This window comes from Fischerella sp. PCC 9605 (assembly GCF_000517105.1).
Classification (GTDB): Bacteria; Cyanobacteriota; Cyanobacteriia; order Cyanobacteriales; family Nostocaceae; genus PCC9605.
In genome coordinates this window covers 1,463,899-1,487,051 of sequence record NZ_KI912148.1, presented here as the reverse complement: position 1 = coordinate 1,487,051, position 23,153 = coordinate 1,463,899, and the positions used below count along the sequence as shown (strand labels likewise).

General features: G+C 42.4%; 17 protein-coding genes and 1 tRNA gene. 10 read left to right on the top strand and 8 right to left on the bottom strand.

Features of this window, described 5'->3' with window-relative positions; translation table 11 throughout:
- Positions 1-68: 68 nt before the first annotated feature.
- The 4 genes from FIS9605_RS0108825 to FIS9605_RS0108810 all read left to right on the top strand — a co-directional run bounded on the left by FIS9605_RS0108825 (position 69) and on the right by FIS9605_RS0108810 (position 4,484).
- Complete coding sequence (locus tag FIS9605_RS0108825) at positions 69-1,073, top strand: NAD-dependent epimerase/dehydratase family protein (protein WP_026732265.1); 1,005 nt, start codon at positions 69-71, stop codon at positions 1,071-1,073.
- 97 nt (positions 1,074-1,170) lie between these two features.
- Positions 1,171-1,641, top strand: coding sequence for a DUF2141 domain-containing protein (locus FIS9605_RS0108820; RefSeq protein WP_026732264.1), 471 nt, complete (start codon positions 1,171-1,173; stop codon positions 1,639-1,641).
- Between the two features lie 174 nt (positions 1,642-1,815).
- Positions 1,816-3,075, top strand: a complete 1,260-nt coding sequence (locus FIS9605_RS0108815) for a glycosyltransferase (RefSeq protein ID WP_026732263.1) — start codon at positions 1,816-1,818, stop codon at positions 3,073-3,075.
- A gap of 143 nt (positions 3,076-3,218) precedes the next feature.
- The gene (locus FIS9605_RS0108810; RefSeq protein ID WP_026732262.1) at positions 3,219-4,484 is read left to right on the top strand and encodes a glycosyltransferase; all 1,266 of its coding nucleotides are present in this window, start codon (positions 3,219-3,221) and stop codon (positions 4,482-4,484) included.
- Between the two features lie 268 nt (positions 4,485-4,752).
- Here the strand turns inward: FIS9605_RS0108810 and FIS9605_RS0108805 are convergent, their stop codons facing one another.
- Together FIS9605_RS0108805 and FIS9605_RS0108800 are read right to left on the bottom strand one after the other, a co-directional pair.
- A complete protein-coding gene (locus FIS9605_RS0108805) occupies positions 4,753-6,294 on the bottom strand; it encodes a GMC oxidoreductase (RefSeq protein ID WP_026732261.1) in 1,542 nt (513 codons plus the stop codon).
- A 303-nt stretch (positions 6,295-6,597) separates the two neighbouring features.
- Entirely contained in the window at positions 6,598-7,431 is an 834-nt protein-coding gene (locus FIS9605_RS0108800) for an SDR family NAD(P)-dependent oxidoreductase (protein ID WP_026732260.1), read from the bottom strand.
- A 1,209-nt stretch (positions 7,432-8,640) separates the two neighbouring features.
- Here FIS9605_RS0108800 and FIS9605_RS0108795 point away from each other — a divergent pair.
- Positions 8,641-10,740, top strand: coding sequence for a 3-hydroxybutyrate oligomer hydrolase family protein (locus FIS9605_RS0108795; RefSeq protein WP_026732259.1), 2,100 nt, complete (start codon positions 8,641-8,643; stop codon positions 10,738-10,740).
- A 92-nt stretch (positions 10,741-10,832) separates the two neighbouring features.
- Positions 10,833-11,618, top strand: a complete 786-nt coding sequence (locus FIS9605_RS0108790) for a 3-hydroxybutyrate dehydrogenase (protein ID WP_026732258.1) — start codon at positions 10,833-10,835, stop codon at positions 11,616-11,618.
- 242 nt (positions 11,619-11,860) lie between these two features.
- Here the strand turns inward: FIS9605_RS0108790 and FIS9605_RS0108785 are convergent, their stop codons facing one another.
- A complete protein-coding gene (locus FIS9605_RS0108785; RefSeq protein ID WP_026732257.1) occupies positions 11,861-13,090 on the bottom strand; it encodes a tetratricopeptide repeat protein in 1,230 nt (409 codons plus the stop codon).
- A gap of 207 nt (positions 13,091-13,297) precedes the next feature.
- Between FIS9605_RS0108785 and FIS9605_RS0108780 the strand changes: the two genes are divergently transcribed.
- The gene (locus FIS9605_RS0108780) at positions 13,298-13,888 is read left to right on the top strand and encodes a chromophore lyase CpcT/CpeT (protein ID WP_026732256.1); all 591 of its coding nucleotides are present in this window, start codon (positions 13,298-13,300) and stop codon (positions 13,886-13,888) included.
- An 82-nt stretch (positions 13,889-13,970) separates the two neighbouring features.
- On the opposite strand, the gene FIS9605_RS0108775 is transcribed toward FIS9605_RS0108780, so the two are convergent.
- Positions 13,971-15,125 carry a cyclase family protein gene (locus FIS9605_RS0108775; protein ID WP_231510272.1) on the bottom strand — a complete coding sequence of 385 codons (1,155 nt, stop codon included), beginning with the start codon at positions 15,123-15,125 and terminating at the stop codon, positions 13,971-13,973.
- Between the two features lie 102 nt (positions 15,126-15,227).
- Here FIS9605_RS0108775 and FIS9605_RS0108770 point away from each other — a divergent pair.
- A tRNA-Cys gene (locus FIS9605_RS0108770) sits at positions 15,228-15,299 on the top strand.
- Positions 15,300-15,471: 172 nt separating this feature from the next.
- On the opposite strand, the gene FIS9605_RS36610 is transcribed toward FIS9605_RS0108770, so the two are convergent.
- The gene (locus FIS9605_RS36610; protein ID WP_051469960.1) at positions 15,472-18,852 is read right to left on the bottom strand and encodes a tetratricopeptide repeat protein; all 3,381 of its coding nucleotides are present in this window, start codon (positions 18,850-18,852) and stop codon (positions 15,472-15,474) included.
- 208 nt (positions 18,853-19,060) lie between these two features.
- Complete coding sequence (locus tag FIS9605_RS43935; protein WP_197036014.1) at positions 19,061-19,234, bottom strand: hypothetical protein; 174 nt, start codon at positions 19,232-19,234, stop codon at positions 19,061-19,063.
- A 267-nt stretch (positions 19,235-19,501) separates the two neighbouring features.
- Between FIS9605_RS43935 and FIS9605_RS0108755 the strand changes: the two genes are divergently transcribed.
- Complete coding sequence (locus FIS9605_RS0108755) at positions 19,502-19,927, top strand: hypothetical protein (RefSeq protein ID WP_026732254.1); 426 nt, start codon at positions 19,502-19,504, stop codon at positions 19,925-19,927.
- 155 nt (positions 19,928-20,082) lie between these two features.
- Here the strand turns inward: FIS9605_RS0108755 and FIS9605_RS0108750 are convergent, their stop codons facing one another.
- Positions 20,083-21,312 (bottom strand): DUF4336 domain-containing protein, encoded by a 1,230-nt coding sequence (locus FIS9605_RS0108750; RefSeq protein WP_026732253.1) that lies wholly within the window; start codon positions 21,310-21,312, stop codon positions 20,083-20,085.
- A gap of 212 nt (positions 21,313-21,524) precedes the next feature.
- On the bottom strand, positions 21,525-21,764 hold the full coding sequence (locus tag FIS9605_RS0108745; RefSeq protein WP_026732252.1) for a serine hydrolase: 240 nt from the start codon (positions 21,762-21,764) through the stop codon (positions 21,525-21,527).
- Between the two features lie 240 nt (positions 21,765-22,004).
- Here FIS9605_RS0108745 and FIS9605_RS0108740 point away from each other — a divergent pair, with 240 nt between their 5' ends.
- Positions 22,005-23,069: an HMA2 domain-containing protein gene (locus FIS9605_RS0108740; protein WP_026732251.1), complete on the top strand. Its 1,065-nt coding sequence runs from the start codon at positions 22,005-22,007 to the stop codon at positions 23,067-23,069.
- Positions 23,070-23,153 lie beyond the last annotated feature (84 nt).

Here is a 23,153-nt window from a genome sequence, read left to right as displayed (position 1 = left end):
CAACCAACAACCAACAACCAACAAACAACAAACAACAAACAACAACCAACAAATAACACAGAGTTAGCATGGATTTCCAAAATAAAACTCTTCTCATCACCGGAATTGGCGAATTTATTGGTTTACGTACTGCTGAACTTGCTATTGCAAAGGGGATGAAAGTTTGTGGATTGCAAAGTTCCACAGATAAAGCTAAAAAAGCGCAGAACTTGGGCGCTAAAGTCATGATTGGCAGCATCACCGATCCTGCTAATGCTGAATTAGCTTGTCAGGGAACAGACATAGTTATACACACAGATGAAATTGCCAAAGAAGGTGGTTCAATTGAAGAATTTCGTGAGGTAAATGTCGGCGGTAGCATTAACATAGCTAAAGCTGCTAAGACTGCTGGTGTTAAAACCTTCGTTTATATTTCCAGTGCTTTAGTTTACGGCTTCAACTATCCTAATCGTGTTACAGAAGACGGGCCGCTTTCAGGCGAGAATAATCCTTACTGTCAGACAAAAATAGAAGCTGAAAAAGCACTTTTACAACTGAATAATCCACCTAATTTTGGCGTTATTATTATTAGACCAGGTGATGTTTACGGCCCAGGTAGTATTCCTTGGATAGTTCGACCGCTATCATTAATGCGGCAAAAATTGTTTGCCTATGCTAACGATGGGCAGGGAGTTATCAATCACGTATATATCGACAACCTGATTGAAGCTATCTTTCTTGCCTTAGAAAAAGAAACCTACGGTGAAATTTTTAATATCACAGATGGGCAAGAAACTTCTTGGAAGGAGTATTTCATACGCTTGGCAGAAATGGCGGGTTTACCAGCACCATTTTCTCTGCCAAAAGATGAACTTAAATTATTTCTCAAGCTGCGTTATCAAGGGCAAAAACTTTTTCGCAAACAAGCCGATATTTTGCCGGAAGTCGTAGATTTTATGACTCGTCCCTATGCTTATTCAATTGAGAAAGCACGAAAAACCTTAAGTTATGAACCAACCATTAATTTAGAACAAGGAATGCAGCTGACACAAGAATGGCTGAAAAAAACGGACATCAAAAAAGTGATGAACTAAGTAAATAGTTCATAGTTGTTTGTTGGTTGTTGTTTGGAACACTCAACAAACAACAAACAACAACCATCACCGAAATAATTTATTGATGGGAATGACAATGTTAGCTAAAGCCTCGAAGTTTATTTTGTTTTTTCTGCCTACCATAGCAAGTATTGGTTTAGCTTGTACTGTTAAAGCAGAATCCAATACTACACTTACTGTAGTAGTAAATGGCATCAAAAGCCAAAATGGTCAGGTTTGCCTCAGAGTATTTTCTAGTGAAAAAGGGTTTCCTTTTAGTGATACCAGTGAAGTCAAAAGTGGCTGCACTAAGATTACAGGGAGCTCTATCAAAAAGCAGTTTGCTGGTTTGAAACCGGGAACTTATGCAGTTGCTGTTGTTGACGATCAAAACGGAGATTATATACTCAACAGAGATTTTTTAGGCATTCCTCAAGAAGGTTTTGGTATTTCCAATAACCCAACCGTGTCAGTTATAACTGGTGCACCAAAGTTTCGCGATGCAAGTTTTTCATTGAACAAAAACACAACAATCAAGATTGCAATGAAGTATGGACTCGATCCATAAACATTAGTCATTGGTCATTGGTCATTAGTCATTAGTCATTGTTTAGTAGGGGCGCAAAGCTTTGCGCCCGTACAGTGGTAAACAACCAACAAACAACAAACAACAAATGACAAATGACAAAGAACAATTTTGTTAAAGGCTGGCTATCTTATCTCTCTTCCTTCTTCCTTAACAATGAAAGAATTGGCGATATTTCTGTGTAGACTTTTGATAGGCTGGCTGGTCATTCAAGTATCTATATTACTGGTATTTTTATGGGTATTGCGATCGCACCGCAAAAATTCCTTACCAGACGACCAGTTACCCAAAACAGCAGTCATTCTTTGTTTGCGGGGTGGCGATCCGTTTTTGCCTAATTGTTTGCGATCGCTTTTACAGCAAAACTACCCGCAATACGATCTAAAGCTGATCGTTGATAACCGAGAAGATCCAGCTTGGCAAATTGCCACTGAGACTATAGCCTCTATAGGAGCAACTAACGTCCAAATTAGCCCTTTAACGATCAGGCGATACAACTGTAGCCTCAAATGCAGTTCCATCGTGCAAGCTGTCTCAGAATTGGATGATTCCTACAAAGCAGTTGCACTGGTAGATGCTGATGCAGTGGTTCATCCCAACTGGCTGCGCGAATTAGTCAGTCCTCTAACCGATGCTAAAGTTGGGGCGACTACTGGTAATCGTTGGTATTTGTCCACAGGCAGATATTGGGGTTCATTGGTGCGATACTTCTGGAATGCCTCCGCAGTTGTGCAGATGTACCTGTATCGCATTCCTTGGGGTGGTACTTTGGCGCTGAAAACAGAAGTAATTCGCCAAACCGGACTGCTAGATAGATGGGCACGAGCCTATTGCGAAGATACCATGATCCGCAACGTCCTAGCACAGCATGGGTTGCAGGTTAAGTTTGTACCATCTCTGCTGATTCTCAATCGCGAAGAGTGCGACTTACCCAGATTACTAGGCTGGACAAAGCGTCAACTACTTGCTTCTCGACTTTATCATCCCCAGTGGTGGGCTGTAATTGCTGACGCGCTGCAAACAGTACTGCTGCCAAATCTACTTTTAGTATTGTGTCTGGCGGCGTTATTTCAGCAACAATGGGATGCGGCTACAGTTGCCTTTGCTGGTTTCGGCGGTTATATAGTGGCATTGCTATTAATGGCGATCGCTCTAGAAAAAGGAGTACAACCAATAATTCGCAACAATACAGGAACAATCACCAGATTGTCAATTACCACTGTAGTGAAAATGTTGTTTGGCATTCCTTTGACACACTGGGTTTATGCATTTGTGATGGTATCGTCTGCGTGGATGCCAAAAATTAACTGGCGCGGCATTACTTATCAGATCAAAGGGCCTTGGAACATCCGGCTAGTCGAATATCGCCCTTATCAAATGTTAGACCAACCTGTTGATAGCAAAGTATCTCTTTGAGATCTAGGTAGTTAGTAGTTAGTGGTTGGTGGTTAGTGGTTAGTGGTTAGTAATTTACTATTGCCTCCCCATCTCCCACTCTCCCACTCTCCCACTCTCCCCATCCCCCCATCTCCCATCTCTTTAAACAACTCCCTTGAACTATGAATAAACAACCTCTTCGCATTGCCCTGATTACAGGATTATATGCGCCATTCTTGACAGGGGTTTCAGTTGCAGTACACCAACGGGTGCGGTGGTTACTACAACAGGGACATGAAGTTTTTCTTGTTCACCCAGAAATCAACGACCAGTATCCCAAAGAGGTTGGTAGTCGTCCCATGCCAGGACTGGAAGAACTACAATCTTTCCCCAAATTTTCTTCTTACGCATTCCCTACCCAACCTCTGATATTCTACAAATCTCTTCCCCAACCATTACACTATCGCCATTGGAGTGATACCAAATTGTTGGAGGAATTCCAACCAGATATTGTGGTGGTTGAAGAAGCACCGCAAATGAGAGGATTTTATTCACTGTATTTGCAAGGTTACGGTCGTCCTGTGGGAGCTGAATACGCTAGAAAAACTAACACCCCAATCGTATCTCTGTTTCACACAGATATCGTAGCTTATATTCGATATTACATGGGAAATCAGTTTTTTAGCTTTATTCGTCCCATGCTGCCTATGTTAATTAAGCAGTTCAGTGAAACCTACGACTATAACTTCTTTCCTTCGCGAGAACAGCTTGAGAAATACAAAAGTCTGAAATCCCAACGCAGTGAATATCTCCCCTATCAAGGAATAGATTGCCAAAAATTTAATCCTGCCAACATCTGTTACGATCCTATTCCTGGCGATCGTCGTCCCACCCTCCTGTTTGTCGGACGCATTGCCCCGGAAAAAAGTGTCATTCAGCTTCTCGATATATATCCAATCATCGCTGCCCAAATACCTGATGTGCATCTAGTTATTGTTGGTAGCGGTCCCCAACAGGAAGAGATGCGCCAGCGCGCCGCCAAATTTGGATCGGGTGTTACAGTATGGGGTGAATCTCACGGAACAGAACTTTTGGGTTGGTATGCACGAGCCGATGTGTTTGTCAATCCATCCATTACCGAAAACTTCTGCACCTCCAACAACGAAGCCTTAGCTTCTGGAACTCCTGTAGTTGCAGTCAAAGCACCTTCAACCTCAGAACAGGTATTCCCCGATCGCAACGGTTTTTTAGCCGAACCCAATAATCCTTGGGATTTTGCCAACAAAGTGATTCAAATTTTAAAAAATCCCGACCTCAAAGAAGAAATGCCCATGCAAGCCCGCTTTTCCGTACTCGAATATGATTGGTCAGTATGTATGGGAAAGTTTGAAGAGAAACTATATCAAATAGTTGAAAAATCAAAAGATTTGGCAGCAACACCGATTTAATAATTGGTAGCGTTACCGCTAGCGTAACGCACCGCCCATTATATTTTGCTTGGTGTCTTAGTGCCTTGGTGGTGAAAAATAATGTCTTTTTAAACCACAAAGACACTAAGACACAAAGGTTAATTATTCATATCTTGAACAATCCGTATTGTTTCCACGTCACTGTCCATACTTATTGCCATAAATCTATCACTTGTTCGTAGTAAGCGCTTTAGCGCTTGAATATTTCAGGCTTAAAGTCCTTACTACGAACTTCTTATAATTAATGTCACTTCATCCTTTCTAGCAAATGCTCTCCTACTCGCAAAGCATTTGCCATAATCGTTAGAGATGGATTCACAGCACTACTAGAGGGGAAAAAGCTACCATCGACAATATAAAGATTATCAACATCGTGAGTGCGGCAGTTGATATCAAGTACAGACTTTCTTGGATCTTCGCCAAAACGACAAGTACCACACTGATGTCCCACCTCTTTTAGAGTCAATTTTTGAGGAATAAAAAAAGAAAAATGTCCTTTTTGAGAGTGTAGTTTAATTGATTTCAGTACCGAAATCCAACGCTTAATTAAACGATTAAAAGCTTGTTCATTGTTATTTGTATATTCGAGAAAAATTTTATCACCTTCGACGCGCACGCGATTTTTGAGATCTGGTAAGTCTTCAGTCATTAACAACCATGAAACAGAATGATTTGCGATTGCCTCAGCAATAAGATCGGGTGTAAAAGGAGGTGCATATGCAGCGACTCTATTTGTAGTGATGTTACCTAACAGTTGTGCGCTTCCCATTGGATAAGGAAAATATTTTTCCCCCCAATAGAAATCATTGACAGCTAGAGTTTTGTGAAAAACTGTAGAATTTAATTTTGTAGACAAAGCCATGACCACGGCAAACTTATGAGCCATATAATTTCGTCCTACGAGATTAGAACTATTAGCTAATCCATTCGGGTGTTGATCATTAGCAGATTTGAGTAACAATACTGCTGAATTAATTGCACCACACGCAATAACAACAATATCTCCAGAAAAAATATGCTGTTTACCTGCGATTTCTGCTGTTACTCCAGTGACTTCGCGACCAGATGCACTTGTATGCAGTTGGAAAACTTTTGCTTGAGAAATTAAAGTTAGATTCTGATGAGCTATGGCTGGTCGCACACAGTTAACATCAGCATCAGCCTTAGCATTAATAAAACACGGAAAGCCATCACAAGTATCACAACGAATACAAGTACTTAAAAAACGATTAGCTTCATTAAGCTTAATACCAAGTGGCAGATAAAATGGATGTAAGCCTTTATCTTTTAAGGCATCGTGAATTTCTTGAATGTAAGGTTCGTGGCTGACTGCTGGGAACGGATAGTCTTCACTGATATGAGGTTCAGTAGGATCTAAACCTCGTTGACCGTGTACTTCATATAGTTTTTCTGCTTGAGTATAGTAGGGGGCAAAGTCCCGATACTTTAATGGCCATTCAGGAGAGATACCATCTTTATGAAAAACTGTGTTGAAGTCATGGTCGCGAAATCTAAATAATGCACCGCCATAAAATTTAGTATTACCACCAACATAATAGTGCGTGACTGGACGAATTACTTTACCGTGTTTGTCATACCACACTTCTGCTGGGCGATAGCGCTCTTTTTGAAAAAGTTGCAGTGAATCCCAATTTGCTTTTTCTTTAGGTACAAAAGTACCTCGCTCTAGGACTAAAATTTTCTTCCCACTTGGTGCTAATTTATATGCCAGTGTTCCGCCACCAGCACCCGTACCAATGATGATGACATCATAATGACTATCAGCCATTTTTTCTCCGTTTGTTGAGTTAGTGGTGATTCACTAGGTGTGAGGAGAGAAGAAATAAGTTGAAGAATGAAATTAACGACTTATTAATTGGAGTAAATCTATGAAAAATGAAAAATCCAGACTTTTCAGTCGGGATTTTTGCTATTTTTGTGTAATATTTATGATTTTTATTAAAAAAACACAGTCTAGATATTAGAACTGTGTTATATATCAAAATACTTAGTTTTTGATTCTACTAAAATTGATTTCAGTTTGTAGTAAGTCCTACCTATCTATAGCACTGACTACAAACATCAAAAATCATTAGTTATGCAATCGTTTTTCGATACGCATTTGATTTTCTGCACAAGTTAGGTTCAGATTGGTCAAACCAATCCAACGGTAAATTGCATCTCCAAAATCGGGGAAAAGTTGTATATTGGAAAACAATAGCCTGGTAAGAAATCCATCAAGTAGAACTTCTCCTTTGTTATGTTTAATAGCTTGTAGCACTGCATGAGCCACAGCCTTTGGTTCAGAAATACGCGCCAATTTAGGTGCTGGCAAGCCAAACTTTAAAAACATTCCTGCTTTTGTGTATCCCGGGCAAACGACTGAAACCCCTACATTGGTATTAGTTAATTCCTGCCGTATCGCATCTGTCCACATAATTAAACCAGCTTTACTAGCTGAATAAATGCTGTTGTAAGGCGCTCCTTTTTTCCCAGAACCAGAGGCGATATTAACAATGTTACCGCTATTACGCTCTAGCATGCTTGGCAATACCAACCTAGCCAACTCCATCCCAGCTAGTAAATTAGTTATTAATATAGACTGGATATCCTTTTGGGAGTAATATTGAAAAGGTCGGTATTTTTCAATGGCAGCATTATTAATCAAAATATCAACTGCACCTGCAAGTTGATTAATCTGCTGCACAAGGATTGGTAATTCTTCCAATTTGCTGATATCAAATGGAATACTGATACCTTTACCACCTGCCAATTCGACCTCAGCACGTATTTGTTCCAGCCGATCTTGGGAACGAGAAACACAGACTACTGTTGCTTGTTCTTTTGCTAACGCACGGGCAATAAATACTCCAATACCACCGGAAGCACCAGTCAACAGTACTGTTTTACCTGCTATGTTTTTCATCATTACTTATGACTAATTAGGTGTTGTTGGTAGTTTCTAGGGGCGAAGTATTTGTATGGGTATCTTTCCATCAAAACGAAATATCTTCGTACAAATGCTTCGCCCGTACAGTGGTTAGCTGTTGATTTTTTTTGACTACTAACCACTAATTTTTACAGCTGTAGCTTTAAATTATGGTGCGTTAGGACGGTAGTCCGTAACGCACCCTACAGTTTTTGTTTTGTTTATTTGCAAACCGTCCAATTTGCACTTTTTTCGTTAAGACTGTCATGAGTTATTTGTCTTTAGTACGACAGCAAATATAAATAACAAATGACTACTGACTCATGACAAATAAATACAACGTTCCAAAAGACGGTTATTACTCTACTTCTTCCAGTAGATCTTTTACATCACTTATTAACCACGAACTTTGAGAGCAAATGCAATTAATAACATATCGAGTGTCTTCTTACGCTTGATTCCCTTAATGCTCTCAGTCCACTTATTGAATTTGACACTCGATACTAGATGCAGCAATGCTGCTGCATTTTTGTAGGGATTAATGGCTAATTTAATTTAATTAAAACACAATTTTAATAATTTTCACGCTTTTTTTAGGCAACATACAAAAATCTCTTCCACATATGAAGGAAGGTAATGTTATATATGTGTTAATTTACTTATCAAACTCTTGTTGCCAAGCGTTTTATTTTTGGCTTTTCAACACATCTTTAACACTACCTGTTTAATCAATATATGGTAAGGATTTTAATCATTAACTTCCTTAAGTTGCGATCGCTGGTGAATGTTGTTGGTGTCTGTCAGTAACTGGTTGTGATTGCACAGGTAGTTCTCGATTTTACGCTAAACGAGTGTGCGATTCGGAGTTAGAGTGTTAGTGCAAGATATTAAAATGAAGAATTAGTATCAGCAAATGCGATCGCATTTCTCCCTGGGAAAAACCTGCTCAAATCAGCAAGTGCCTTATTCAAATCTACTCACGTCGGACACCGTTTTTGGCTTGCATATTAGTAAATATTTATACAAAAACCCCTAACAATCAAACCCATCCAGCCGCACGCTAAGCGCAGATTTGAGTAACTTTTATGAAACCCAAACAAACAGTCAGAGGCGTGGGCTATGAAGCGAGAACGAAGAATGAGTTGGCGGCTCCCGATCTTAGTCAGCCTAGTAGCGATCGCTTTTGCTGGGTTTAGTGCGAATACGTTGGCTGACGATGGCAACCAAGAAAATCCCTTTACTAATAAGCCCAGCTTCATCCACGGAGAAATCATCAAAACCAGCTATGATGGTAGCAAAAATGACTTATTAACCGGTGGACTGGGGAAGAGTGGGTTAGCTGGTTCAGCTCCAACTTTCACCGACCCCAAAAACCCGACTGCCAGTGAATTGCGTACACTAGCGATTTACAATAACTATCGAGCGCTGGTTGACATAAGTGAGGGTGGGGGCTATGGTGTTCTTTACGGCCCCAACATAACGATCAACAGTAAAATTACCAATAACGAGGGTCTGATTGCTGGAGATGAGTTCCTAGCTTTCGCTGACAATGGCTCAGGTAGAGAAAACATCACTATGATGGTGCAGGTGCCCGCTACCTTCAACCCTCTTCTTGCTTGTATCATCACCGCTCCCTCCCCAGGATCGCGTGGTGTCTACGGTGCGATCGCAACGGCGGGTGAATGGGGACTCAAGCATGGCTGTGCTGTTGCATACACCGACAAGGGAACCGGCACTGGCGCTCACAACCTCCAAAATCATATGGTGAATTTAATTCAGGGCCAGCGCGTGGACGCCGATACCGCAGGCAAAAACTCAAACTTCACCGCCATGCTTAAAGAACGCGATCGCCAGATCTTCAATGCTAAAACTCCAAACCGTTTTGCCTTCAAGCACGCTCATTCTCAGCTCAACCCAGAGAAGGACTGGGGCAAAAATGTGTTGCAGTCTATCGAATTTGCCTTTTTTCTGCTGAACAAAGAATTTGGCGAGTCCATCGGCAATGGAAAGAATAAGAAAGTGCAGCCCAGCATTACCCCAGACAACACCATCGTTATTGCCTCCAGTGTGTCCAACGGAGGTGCTGCTTCAATACGGGCAGCAGAGCAGGATCAGCAAGGCCTCATAGATGGCGTGGCTGTTTCTGAACCCAACGTTAATCCAGTGTTCGATTCAGGATTTAGAATCGTCCAAGGCAATCGCAAACCAGTATTTGAACATAGCCGCAGCCTCTATGATTACACGACCATGCTCAACGTCTACCAAGGGTGTGTTAACCGCGACCCTGCACTGGCCGGTGTGCCGTTAAACATGACCCCTTCAGAACTCGGCCAGAACCGTTGTGCGTCCCTACACGAATTGGGTCTGCTGCAATCGACCACACCAGAAGAGCAGGCAGCCGAAGCACAGCGGCTGATTAACGACTTTGGGCTTCTTCCCGAGCAAAACATTATCCAGCCATTGAACTGGTTTATTAGCGTGCCACAGGCACTTGCAGTTACTTACGCCAACGCCTATGCTCGGCAGCGGGTAGAGAACAATCTCTGTGACTACAGCTTTGGAGCCACTGATTTAATCACCGGTAAATCGGTGCCACTATCTGTTGAGACTGAAGTGAAACTGTTCAGCGTTAGCACTGGCATTCCGCCAACCCCGCTCATTGGGGGAGTGGACGTGATTAATAACGCCTCGGTCGGCGAACCCAAGCGGCAGCGCGAGTCGATATCGCCCTCCAGCCAGCGCCAAGACGAAAATTTGGACGGTGCGCTTTGTTTGCGATCGCTTGCGACTGGTATTGATGTGATTACCAAAAACAAGCTTACAGGACAGATGAGGAGCATACATGCCAAACTCACCAGAGGAATTGAACAGGTTCGTGCCACCGGAAATCTTCACGGCATCCCAACCGTCATTGTTACCGGACGCAACGACCAGATTCTGCCACCGAATCATACTTCCCGCGCCTATTTTGGTCTCAACCAGCGTGTCGAAGGCGAAGCTAGTAACTTGCGCTACTACGAGGTTACTAACGCCCAGCACTTGGACACCTTGAACGCCTCTAGCGGCTTCGACAATCGCTTCATCCCCCTGCACTATTACTTGATCGAGGCGTTGGATTTAATGTTTGCTCACTTGACGAACGGTACACCCTTACCGCCAAATCAAGTTATCCACACAACACCGCGCGGTGGAACTGATGGATTGGCTTTGCCCATCAGCGATGCCAACTTGCCGCCGATTGCTGCAAATCCAGATGCTGAGGATTTGATCACCTTTACAGGTGATGCCGTCTTGATTCCAGAATGAGACTGTTTAGCTAAGAGGAACTCTTAAAAAAGTGCCCTTAGCATAGAGCCAACCCGGAAAGGGCTTGGCACGTCCCTAAGGTGAAGGAGGCCATGATGAGATTACAAGGTAAAACAGCCCTAATTACCGGCTCGCTGACTGGCATCGGTCGCGGCATTGCCTCAGCAATGGCGCAAGAAGGAGCGAATATTGTTCTCAATGGTATCAATACGCCCGAAGAAGCAGAAAATACCCGCCAAGAGTTGGAAAAGATGGGGCGAACAATTTTATATTACAAGGCCGATGTGGGTAATGTGCAGGAGGTGACGACGATGATTACCGATACACAAAAGAAACTAGGTAGCCTAGATATTCTAGTTAATAATGCCGGTATTCAGCATGTCGAGCCGATAGATACTTTCCCAATTGAGAAATGGGATGCGATTATTGCCACAAACCTGTCTTCAGCTTTTTATACTATCCGTGCCGTATTGCCATTTATGAAACAGAACAAATGGGGACGGATCATCAATATCGCTTCTGTACATGGTCTGGTAGCATCGGCTTACAAGTCAGCTTATGTGAGTGCTAAGCATGGACTAGTAGGGTTAACCAAGGCAGCAGCGCTAGATTTAGCCGAATTTGGCATTACCGTAAATGCCATCTGTCCTGGCTATGTTGATACTCCTTTGGTACGTCAGCAAATTTCCGAACAAGCGAAAGCCCACAATATGTCAGAGGATGAAGTGATTCCTAAAGTCCTGCTGGCGCATCATGCCATTAAGGAGTTTGTAACTGTAGAACAGATTGCAGCTATGACCATTTATCTATGCAGCGATGCCTGTAAAACTTTGACTGGAACAGCATTGCCGATTGATGCGGGTTGGTCGGCACAATAACAGCGATCGGCGTTTTAGCGGTGCTTAGTGGTGCGCCACACCAACGCGTGCAAGTGGTGAACTTCAGGGGCTACTCAGGGGCGGAGGAGAAAAATAACTTGTACAAATCTCTCCTCTGCACAAGCTGCTTTATCTAGTGTTTGGGTAGATATGAACCGCCAATAGCAAACAGAATAGAAAACTTCATCGGTGAGAATAGATAATTCCTCGGTATAGCATCTGCACTATACCGAGCGATTGTCTTACCGAGGAATTTGTCCAGAAACTTTTTGAATTTGCTCTGAAAAGTAACCTTCCTCATATTTTAATTGTTGCGCTACTTCTAGCCCTTTTTGAAAAGCTTTTAATGCTTGAGGATAGTCTTTGCGTTCTAAATTCATCTGTCCAATGAGGTCGTAGGCGTTCATCAAACCGTAAAAATTTGATGCCAATTGTTGAGACTGTACAAGAATTTCGCTAGCTTGCAGTGCATTGTTTATTTGTCCTTGAGAACGGTACAGTGCAATTAACTTTTGCAAAGCCTCACTTGCGCGTACGTACTGTTGCAATTGCCAAGCAGTTGTATAAGCTTGTTGATAGTTATTGAAAGCTTCTTGTAAAAGATTAGGATTTTCTCGCGCCAGAGATTCATAATCTGAGCCAATGGCTAGCTTTAAGGCTGGTAATGCAGTGAGATTGTTTTGTTTCTGGTAGATTTCTGCTAGCCGATTGCGTATGTTCACAGCTTGTTGGGGTTGTTTTGCTTGCTCGTAAATGTAAGCTAACTGTTGCAAGTATATTAGCTCATTCACACTATCGCCCCTAGCAGTAGCTAATTTCAATAATTCCTGATAAGTAGCCGCAGCTTTGGGATAATCAAACCAACTCAGATGCACTTCCCCGATTGTCTGTAGGGTTTGTATTTCTTTGGCTGTGTCTTGTTGCTGTCGCACATTAGTTAAAACTTGCTCATATACTACCACCGCGTTTTGAGGCGATCGCACTTGTCGGTAAGCTTGTCCTAACGCTTGCAATAGTTCTAGATCATTTGTTTTTTGGGATTGTGCCTGTTTTTGAATTGCTTGCAACCGTTGAGTAATATATTGTACCTCTGGGCGATTGTTTTTTTGATATGCGATCGCACCCACACGTCCTAGTGCTTGTACCTCTTTGAGCGAACCTAAGTAGCGGCGCAACCGCAGTTCTCGGTTCCACGTATCAAATGCTCCCAACTCATCACCCGCTTGCAGTTTAGCCGCAGCTTCTTGATTCAACTGATCCAGTGCTGTCTCTAACTGTTGTAATTCACTCGCAGATAACGGCTGTTTTTTTGGATCGCGTGGTAATAGTGGATCGGGTGTAGTAGTCTCTAGCGGATTAGGGGGAAATTTATCTGGCTGTTGAGGCTTTTTAGTCTCTGCCAGCGTCAACGAATTGCAAAGTAGCCAAAATGTAGCAGTGGCAGTAATTGTCACACTTAATCGCCGTAACATCAATGTTTTACCTTGTTAGTGGATAGTGGATAGTGGATAGTGGTTAGTGGATAGTGGTTAATTGTTTGAAACTACTAACTACTAACTACTAACCACTAACTAATCCCAATATGACGATAGCCACTCAAAAATTCTCCTGCAAAACAAACATCTACAAGTTTTAAAATACTCGCAGACTCTTTAAAAGTAACTGGTGTATTGTCTGTAATGACTCATTCTACGGATATTGCCACTTTAGCCCGCTGGATGGCAGCAGATTTTAGCAATCAAGAACAGGCATTTGAAAACCCGCCTTTTTATGCCCATATTCGGGTTTGTATGCGTCCTCTTCCTTTGGAAGTGCTATCAGGGGTGAGTTTTTTTGTTGAGCAAGCTTATGACTACACGCTCCACGATCCCTATCGCTTGCGGGTGTTAAAGTTGATTAACGGAGCAAATCACATCGCCATTGAAAATTACTGTGTGAAAGAAGAACAAAGGTTTTACGGTGCGTCTCGTAACCTCGAACGCCTCAAAACTGTAAGCGTCGACGATTTGGAAAAACTACCAGGCTGCAACATGATTGTAGAGTGGACTGGTAACAGTTTCAAAGGCAAGGTAGAGCCAGGAAAAGGCTGTATAGTCTTTCGCAAAGGCCAAAAGACCTATCTTGATAGTGAATTTGAAATTGACGAAGAAAAATTTATCAGCCTGGATCGAGGACGCCACCCGGAAACCGATGAACATATCTGGGGGTCTGTCGCTGGCCCATTTCACTTTGTCCGCTGGCAGAGTTTCGCTGATGAAGTGAGAATTTAATAGGGAATGGGGAATGGTAAAAGAGTAAACAGATTTTTCTTTCCTTTCCCCCTTACCCTTTCACCTTTTCCCTTGAAATCTTTCACCGTACCCTTACACCTAACTGTTTATTCCAGTGAAGTGGTTTATCTGCTTTGGGCAGAGGAGATTCTGGAATTTGATCCACTGACACGCCGTATTTCCAGTCTTGCGGACAGATAGCAATGTAACGTGCATAACCTCCCAAGCCACCTTGGAATTTGGGATAGCCAATTGCCACCAAAGCACCTGTTTCCGGCACTTGATCCAAATTTGCCACACCCTCTGCTTGGGTATATCCGTTATTTAACAGCCAATCTTCCCCTTCCAGAGTAGGCGTGCTATCTGTATCGAGGGGTTCGTGTCCGTGGAAAAGAATCTTGCGCTGGAGGTGCAAAAACTGCAAAGCTTCTAGTTTTACCCCAGGAAACTCTTTTCTTTTAGTTAGTTCGGGGTTTGGCCATTGCTTAGACCAGTCAGAGCGAACAAACACAACTGAACCTTCCGGAATTATACCATGCTTGCGTTCCCAATCCTGAATATCCTTGACAGTGAGGTGATAATTAGGGTCACGAGCTACTTTGTCTTGAATTGGAATGACTACCAAAGGGCGAACAGCAAAGGTAGCAGGTAACTCATCAATAGCTGGATAATTAGGGTTCCAGTGGGCGGGTGGATCTAGCTGGGTTCCGAGTTGATCGGTGGACAAATCGTAATGAGTCGCTTCAAAGCCATCTTTTTGGTAGGTGTATGGTTCACCCGTTTTTGGATTAATGGTGGGTGCAAATTTGGACGAACCAAAACCTGACCATACAGGAATTGTAGGAGCGATCGCATGAGTCAAGTCAACGTATTTGGCTGATTTAAGCGATCGCTGATAGACTTGCCATAAGGGAGGCTCGCCTCTGGGTTGTGCTGCATTTACGGAAAGAACAATAACTGCGCTTAACAAACCTAGTAAACAAACAATTATTGAGAAGGTTCTTTTAACTTGTTGACGAAAAAATCTATGTAAAATGCTGACTAGAAAAGAGTTGGCACGAGATCTAGCTTGGCTCATACCGAAATAAATTTTTAACTTCATGTAATAAGTAAAACAAAATTTGACTACAGCGATCGCGCCAAAATAGATATTTCCCTCTGAGGAACTCGAACCTCCCACGTAGACGGCGCTTTCTGCGAAGTAGTGAGGATTAGAAACACTTCTTCTGATTCCCAATTTCTAGACTGTTCTGCCATTACAGAATTAATCGCAAAAAAATTTGCGTTTTAGGAGTGCAATTCTATATAAAATTTTGGTAAGATGGAATCTCGCAAGTCTGGCGGCATAGCCAAGTGGTAAGGCAGAGGTCTGCAAAACCTCTACTCCCCGGTTCAAATCCGGGTGCCGCCTTTGATTGTGTCTATTGGCTCTCTTAAATATCTAAATATTAGTAGCCATTCAGTAGCCAATTATCGAGATACATTTGCACCGAATGTTCCCTCCACTGATATGATGGCTATGGCAGAGCGATCGCTGGGGAATGAATTGGTTATGCATCACATCATACGTTTCTGCCATATCCTCACATCAAATTTCGTTGCATTTCATGATGCAACAATGCAACAGCAGTATCAATACTTGGTATAAATTCAGGGCATTGCTGTAAAATTCGAGCAGTTTCGAGAACCTGATGTAGCAAGCCGACGGGAGGCTTTTCCCGTGTTAAGATTTGTTGCAGATTGGCAATACCCTGCTCACTATGTTCCATCGCTATGACGTAGAGCGTGCGAAAAAGTCTTTCGCGTTGTGCGTGTTCTCCGTAAAGCTCTAAACCTTTCTTCCAAGTTACTCTAGCTTCTTGCAAATTCCCTCGCACGGCTTGGAGCAATCCCATACTCAACACTCCATTACCATACAGTGGGTCAATTTGAATGGCGGTTGTGAATTCTTTTTCAGCTTGAGTTACATCTCCTCGTATCAAATACACCATTCCCAGGTTTCTGTAGGCATTAGAATATTGAGGGTTGATTTCAATTGCACAATGAAATGCTTTTACGGCGTCCTCCCACTGTTCTAAGTTACGATACAGATATCCTAAATTATTATATGTTTTAGAATGTTTAGAGTCGATTTCAAGTGCCTGATTGAAAGCAGAAATCGCTTCACTATGTTGCCCTAAGTCATGGTATACCATACCCAAATTGCTAAATATAGTAGAAGTAAACTGGGAATTACTGTCAATCTCAATTGCACGGTTATAAGTAGAAATTGCTTCTTCGTACTTTCCCAAATTATGATAAGTCCACCCTAATCCAGAAAGCGGTAAGGTAGCCGTGATGTTTTTACCTGCTATTTCTAGCGCACGGTTGAAAGCAGAAATTGCATCATTATAACGATCTGCATCTCTGTAAATACTTCCTAATTGAGAGTAGGCTAATAGACTTTTAGGTTCTTTCTCTATCCACTGATTGCAATAAGCGATCGCTTCGTCAAATTTCTTAAGCGTTTGGTATGCAGCGATAAGTCCCGCCTTCATAACAAAAGTTATCTCAACACCTCGAAGATAGGTTGCGATCGCCTCTTCGTATCGATTCTGGAAAATATACAAATCTCCTAAATCTGTAATGGATATAAGGTTTAAATCGGGAAGTTCAACAGATGCTACTCCTTTGGCAATTGCCTGTCTCACAGACTGATTCTCATGATTGAGCGCACGTTCTTCTAACCATGCCATAGCATCAGGATTATCTTTCCAATAAAAAGCTATTTTTCTCGCAATTATTTGTTTATCTTTGGAAGTTCCTAGTGCTTCTTTCAATGCACTCAAAAGTTTTGCAGACGCTTTGGCAATTTTACTTTTGCTACTCACTTCTGAAAAACAATCTGCTGCCAGTAATAAATGGGATATGTCTTCTTTTTCCTCTTCATTGATCTGAATATCTACTAAAAATTCAATTATGGCTCCAACAAACTCAGAATCAATCTTGCCAACAATTAATCGCAAGACTTCATGCCAAGATTTATCTTGCCAGTGTTGACCAAAAACTTCTGTTTGTAACTGTTCAATTGTTAGACCTTCATCTAAGCCCCGCTTGTTAAAACGGTTTACAAACTCCATCGCACAAAAATATTCCAGAAATGTACGATGTACAAAGGCATAATATTCATTACCCAAATGACAGAGAATGAAATTGCGTACCCGCAACTGGTCAATAATTTTTCCCGCTACTGCCAGAGGATTATTTATTTCACGTAACCTAAGATACCCTGTTAGAGCTGCTTCCAACTCATCCCGATGAATGATGTTCCCTTTCAAACCCTCTTTGCTGGCTTGCATATAATAGGCAACTCGGCATAACATAGCTTGCTTGGCACGCAAATCCACATCATCAAGGGTTAACTGTATCTTCTTATATTCAATATCCCACTGATGCAGTAGCACCTTTGCTGCTTCTTCATATAAGTCAGCACGTTTGCGCGGTAATTCTTGCCTACGATTGAGAATCGCCATCATTGTCAGCAACAGAGGATTACCTGCCAATTCTTTGATCGCAGTAGATTCCTTAATGGCATCCTGCAAGCGTTTCTGGATATCAGAGCGTTCTCGATCAGATTCATCGATTAATGCTAACTTATGCCACTTCTTGAGAAAATCACGAATCTGCTTTTCGTTTAAATCTTCCAGTGTGAAATGCTGAAACCCTGCATTTGTAAGACGTTCAGAATTATATCCAACAATGCGTGATGTTACAATCACACGCACCCGCTTGTACTTGTTTGTAAAATTGTGAATTTCGGTAATAATTCGATTTCTAATTTCTGGATCGAAAATTTCGTCTAAACCATCAAACATGACCAGCGCGTTTCCTGAACGTAATTGCTGGTCGAGTGCTAACTCATTCAACTCACATATTTTGCGCTTTCCCTGATGAAAAAATCCGAGAAAATCCTTCGGCGTGTTTTCGTCTCTAGCATAATCGCGCAACTCAATTAGTAAGGGTAATTTTGGGGTTGGATTTTCTGCCCAATCCAATGCTAGATATTGCAGTAGTGACGATTTGCCCGATCCCGGATCGCCCAGAATAACCACATAGGGACAATCCGAATCACGCAATATTTCCAAAACCGATTGCACGGGCTTCTCCAGGAAGATTTGCTTGTAGCGTTCCAACTCCTCCAAAGACACTCCTGCTTCGAGTAAACCAGCCTCTTGAAGTGCCCTCTGTACTTCCTTGGGCAGCTCATAACGCGAAGGTGGTAGGGCTTCCCGCACGTTTTGGGGTACAAAAACATTCCATAGCCTGACGCGATATTGTCGATCTGTTGGATCGATTGCATTTAGTTTCAAGTAACCATAGGATTCACGAATGCTCTCGCGGTATCGTTCTAGGTCAAAGTCCGGTACGATGCCTACCAACTGCTGGGTATTATCTTTAATATCCTTGAGTTGCTTGGCACTAAATAAATCTTTTAATTCCTGTGACTCACCAATGATGTCCTCAACACGATTCAAATAAACTCGACTAAGTTTCCCCCAACTAAAATCTTCAGGCAGTGGTTTCAATTTCATCTCTGCCCAAACATCCTGCAAGAACCTACCATCCAAAGACTGACAGCCTGGTTCAAATGCCTTTGCTAGCCAAGCTTTGACTGACTTATTATAAATAAACTTTTGGAGTGCTGGGGTATATAGTACAATATCTGCTTTTCTAATCCCCGATGCTTCTAATTCTTGCTGTACAAGGTAAAGAAATTGGGCGATCGCTTTACCCATTGCCTCAGCTAGAGCATCCTTTTTGAACTTATTAATTCCTGACTTGAGCGAATCCTTAAAGAAGTCCTTAACGAAATCCTTTCCCGCTTCTTTTGTTAGATCGCCTAATACGTTTCCTACATTCTCTAATATTTCTCGAAATGCAAACCCAGCAAGCTGTTGTACACCCCAAATTACCAGCCATTCCATAGGTCTTTTCTAATAAATGCTAGTAATCATCATAGAGTGGGTTCCTCACAAATACCACGTATTTCCCCAATCCGAAATAGAAATTACTTAGCTATTCAGCTTTCAAATCGATGTTCTCCTGGACAACAACGTCGCAACTAATGTCCCACTAATAACTTCGAGGTAACTTTGCCCTAAACACCAGTAGATAACTTTTCAGCTGCGCCCCTCACCAAGTAAAAATCTGCCTTAATTTAGAGAAATATATTTGGTGCGGATTACCAAACTCTCGCCTGTCTTCACAATCACCATAACCGATCGCTGTATGGGGAAAATAGATCAAGTTGATTTCAATAAGCAAAAAAGCATATTGCTTTCTCAAAATGCCTGATTGCTTTCTCATTTTGATGTTTTGTGTAAGCAAAAAGGCAGATTGCTTTCTCAATTTGTTTGAATGCTTTCTTGTTTCAGTAGTTCACGCATTCATTTTGGTGTTTTCCGCAAGCAAAATAGCAGACTGCTTTCTCATTTCAGTAATTTCTGCATTCATGACAACTATTGCTATGTAGCAAAAGTCATTGCAGATTTGCCGAAATTCTCCCATGCCGATCAATACGGAAATTTTTTAAGGTAAAGAATATTAACCGTACTGTATTAAAAGGCGCATATTATGGCTCGTAAACAAAGAAGCTCTCCGGTGTTACAAAAAGCAGTGCGTCGCGCGGCTAGCATAAACTCAATCGATCCGAATTTAGATTTAGGCAATGGACTCACCCTACCTGCCTTCTCAACCCTGATCGAAATAATGCGAACTAGAGAGAATGCATATAACAGTGCCCTTTCCAACTTGGATAAGTTATACCGTGAAATGCTTCAAACAGAGCGCGAGTTGGCAGATATGGCAGAACACATGCTGTTGGGAGTTGCGACTCGATATGGCAAAAGCAGTGTGGAGTATGGCATGGCGGGAGGAGTTCCTAAGAACCAACGCCGTAAGAGACTGCGAGGCGAGCTGCCAACTCCCCTGTCACAGCAACCGTCATTCGTTGCTAGTGTGAACGGCAATAATGGAAACAAACCAGCGGCGACAAGCTAGGATGTACGCTAGTATTCAAAATTTTGTCAAGCCCAAATAACTGCGATCGCTCAGAGTATAACGATAGAGATCATGGTGCGTTGCGCTTTGCGACAACGCACCCTAGGGGAGGGATGCGATCGCACTGATGGCAAGTGAAGGCGAGATGGAAACTTTTACACCTTCTCCTTAGCTGGTGTAGCGATGCCGCGCTTGATCAGATCTGCCTCTAGTTCTCTGATAAATCTCAAGTCTTCCTCCAATAGGGGTTGGCTGTCGCTTCCAGATGAGTTCTCACTCACGGAAGGGTTCTTCTCTAGGAAAGCAAATGCCTGCCGGAACTGACGCGGACTTGCTTCAATTGGCGAGTCAAAGTGACAGGAAATAATCCGCTGAAAATCCCAATTTGTAACCTTAACAACCCAGTTGAGTACTTGTGTTGGTGCTTGAGGAAAAATGAGAGTTTGCAGAATCGGTGCCACGAATGGACGCCCATTTCCTCGGAGGGCATCAAATGTTTGTTTCCAGTTCTGTTTCCATCGAAAGGGAAAGAAACCGAAGTAAGCTTTTCTCGATCGGTTCGGTGCTTTCTTGGCATCGCGTAACGCTTGTCCTAGTCCAACTGGTTCCAGCGCACTGGGACGGAAATATATTGCAAACAATGAAATGCGTTGCCATCCCTTGTGACGGTTTGCTTGATTATCTTCGATGAGATCGAAAGCATTATCCCTAGCATGAAACAGCAAGGGATACGGATCTAGATCAAAAATCGCGGGTGGATCTTCTGGCACAGACAATACAGAATCGGTTATAAGCAAAGTGCGCGATCGCTTGTGGAAAACTGCAACTTCTGCAAAAGATCCTCGTCCAAGGTCGATGTCCAGCACTGCATAGTCGAACTCCGAGGCGAAGGGAGTTTGGCTGATGTCCTCTGGAAGTTCCTGAGTCCGGCTGCGGGGAAAACCAAGCCAACTAAGCGGTAAATTTAATGGGAAACTCCACTGGTGTGGCGCAACAAAGACCTGTGCTTGGGGAAAACATCTAGCGAAAGGCCCAACAAATACCTTATGCTCCAAACCGGAACTGGTCGGTAAGATGATATACTTAACATCACCGTGCTTTGCCACCAACTCGTTCACTAGGCGGATACACTCGATTGTCGGGGCAACGGGTGCATAGACAAACAGACCACCTGCTTCAAGTTTGACAACGGTCATCCGAATCGGCACGATGGCGTAGAGAATACCATGAAGCTGATCGAATGTCCAGATAGTGTCTTTAACAACTTCAGAGCAAAACGTTCGCCGCCTACCGTAGGGATAGAGTGGTACAGCAGGCCAAAACGGCCATGACCAATCTTTGGAATGGGTGCTCGAATGCATGTCCTGCTGTTTTTGCGCGTTCATTGTCGTTTTGCCTATCTTGCACTCCTTTCCAATTTTTAACACTGGAAAGGTTTTTGGTTGTGTTGCCTAGCCCTGTCAAGGTGGGTTAAAAAAGTCCAATTTGCTTGTGATTTTACTTAGTGTCTTAGTGTCTTGGTGGTTAATAAAATTTATTTTTAAACCACGAAGGCACTAAGACACTAAGAATGACGGACGGGCGTCTACATCTGTTGCTAGTCGGTTGCTAACGGTGGCTGAAGTACTTGTTTTGCCAAAGCTGGACAGTAATATCCAGCAATTTCTTTAGCGATCGCATCTGGCCGCGCTACTTGATCTAAATTGCAAAATAAAATCACGGTAATCTTGTCATCAATAAAGCGGGTAATGTTGCTTGCGAATCCTAGAATCGAACCATTATGACCGACTACTCGGCGATCGCCGTAATTAATTACCCACCATCCCAAACCCACCACTTAATGGCGATCGCCCTGGACAATCCCTCGGTATTGTTTTCGTAACTTTTTTTGTTCAATTCAATACCACTTAAGCCGATTCGTTAGGATGTCATGTATGGGCGGCAAAAATCTTTTTACAGAAGCAACTAAACTCAGAATCAGTTTTTGAGTATAAGAGCAAATTATTCAATTAAGCCATTTTTGTCAGTCAGTTAAGAAAATCCAGATTGATGGGAATTTGGAAAAGCGCTTGTAATTATGCCAGTTCAATCACAGAGAATAGATTATCAGGTTGTTCATGCGATCGCCGGACGGATTCGCATTAAAATTCCTCGTCTGCAAAGAGATCCCAAATATGCCGATAAGTTGCAGCAATTGGTGAAGTCTCTCAGCGCGGTTACAGATGTACGTGTTAATTATGCTAATGCTTCAATTGTAGTTCAGTATAATCCCAGAAGCGTTGAGAACAAAGCCATACAAAAAGAGCTAGCAAACTGCATTCAGCAAGCTAGTAACATGGGAGCGGCTGTATCAACTCCCTCTGAGCCTTCTGAAAAACATGTAGCAGAAACAACCGAGAAACATGATGCAGTCACTGAAGTGGTTTCTCTTGTTGCAGAGCAACGTGAAATTAATGTTACCAAGGTCATACAGAAATCCGTAGGAATCCAAGTACCCGAGGAATATTTAGCTAGTGAGCAATTCCCTATAAACGTCGATCAAGAACGGAAAGTGTTTGAGATTGGTATTCCCGCCCCATACATACTAGAACCTCTTAATGCTGAACTAGACAAGTTTGAAGCTGAAAATGAGAAGAACACAGAATTGCAGCGGATCAGAGTTAAACTTGAAGCCTTTCTCAAAGAAGGAGGTTTTCTGATCAATGGTAGAGCTCGCGGTCAGTTCAGAGAATCTTTTATTGTGAATCCTTTCACTCGCAAGAAACATTACACTCCCTGGGTTTCGATTACTGCTGTAGGGACAGCAGAACTAGATGCCTACGTTGTTGATGAGACAATCAGTGTTAAGCTCACTAAAGTGAACGTCTCTGGTGATTCGGGTAAGTGGTACAGAAAATTAGTCAAATATGCTTTTGAGTACCTCTTCAAAAACAAACTCGTAGCCAAAATTAACGATGCTTTATCTAAAATTAATGGCGCGAAGATCCAGCAACTTTTCTTTAAACTAAAAGGAGATGAAAAGTTACGAGAACACGGTCAAGAGCTAGGTTTAACTCCTGAGAAGCTAGATGAATTGTTGGAACTGGTCGAGGTAAACGCTAGAGTGTCTCCCGATCATCTGTGGCTATCGGTTCAGCTTTGAAGTTGAAGAGAAAGTGAGTAGATTTCTTGCAGAAGTTGGGGAAAAGGTTAAAGGGAAAATAAAAACCCTTTAACCTTACAGCTT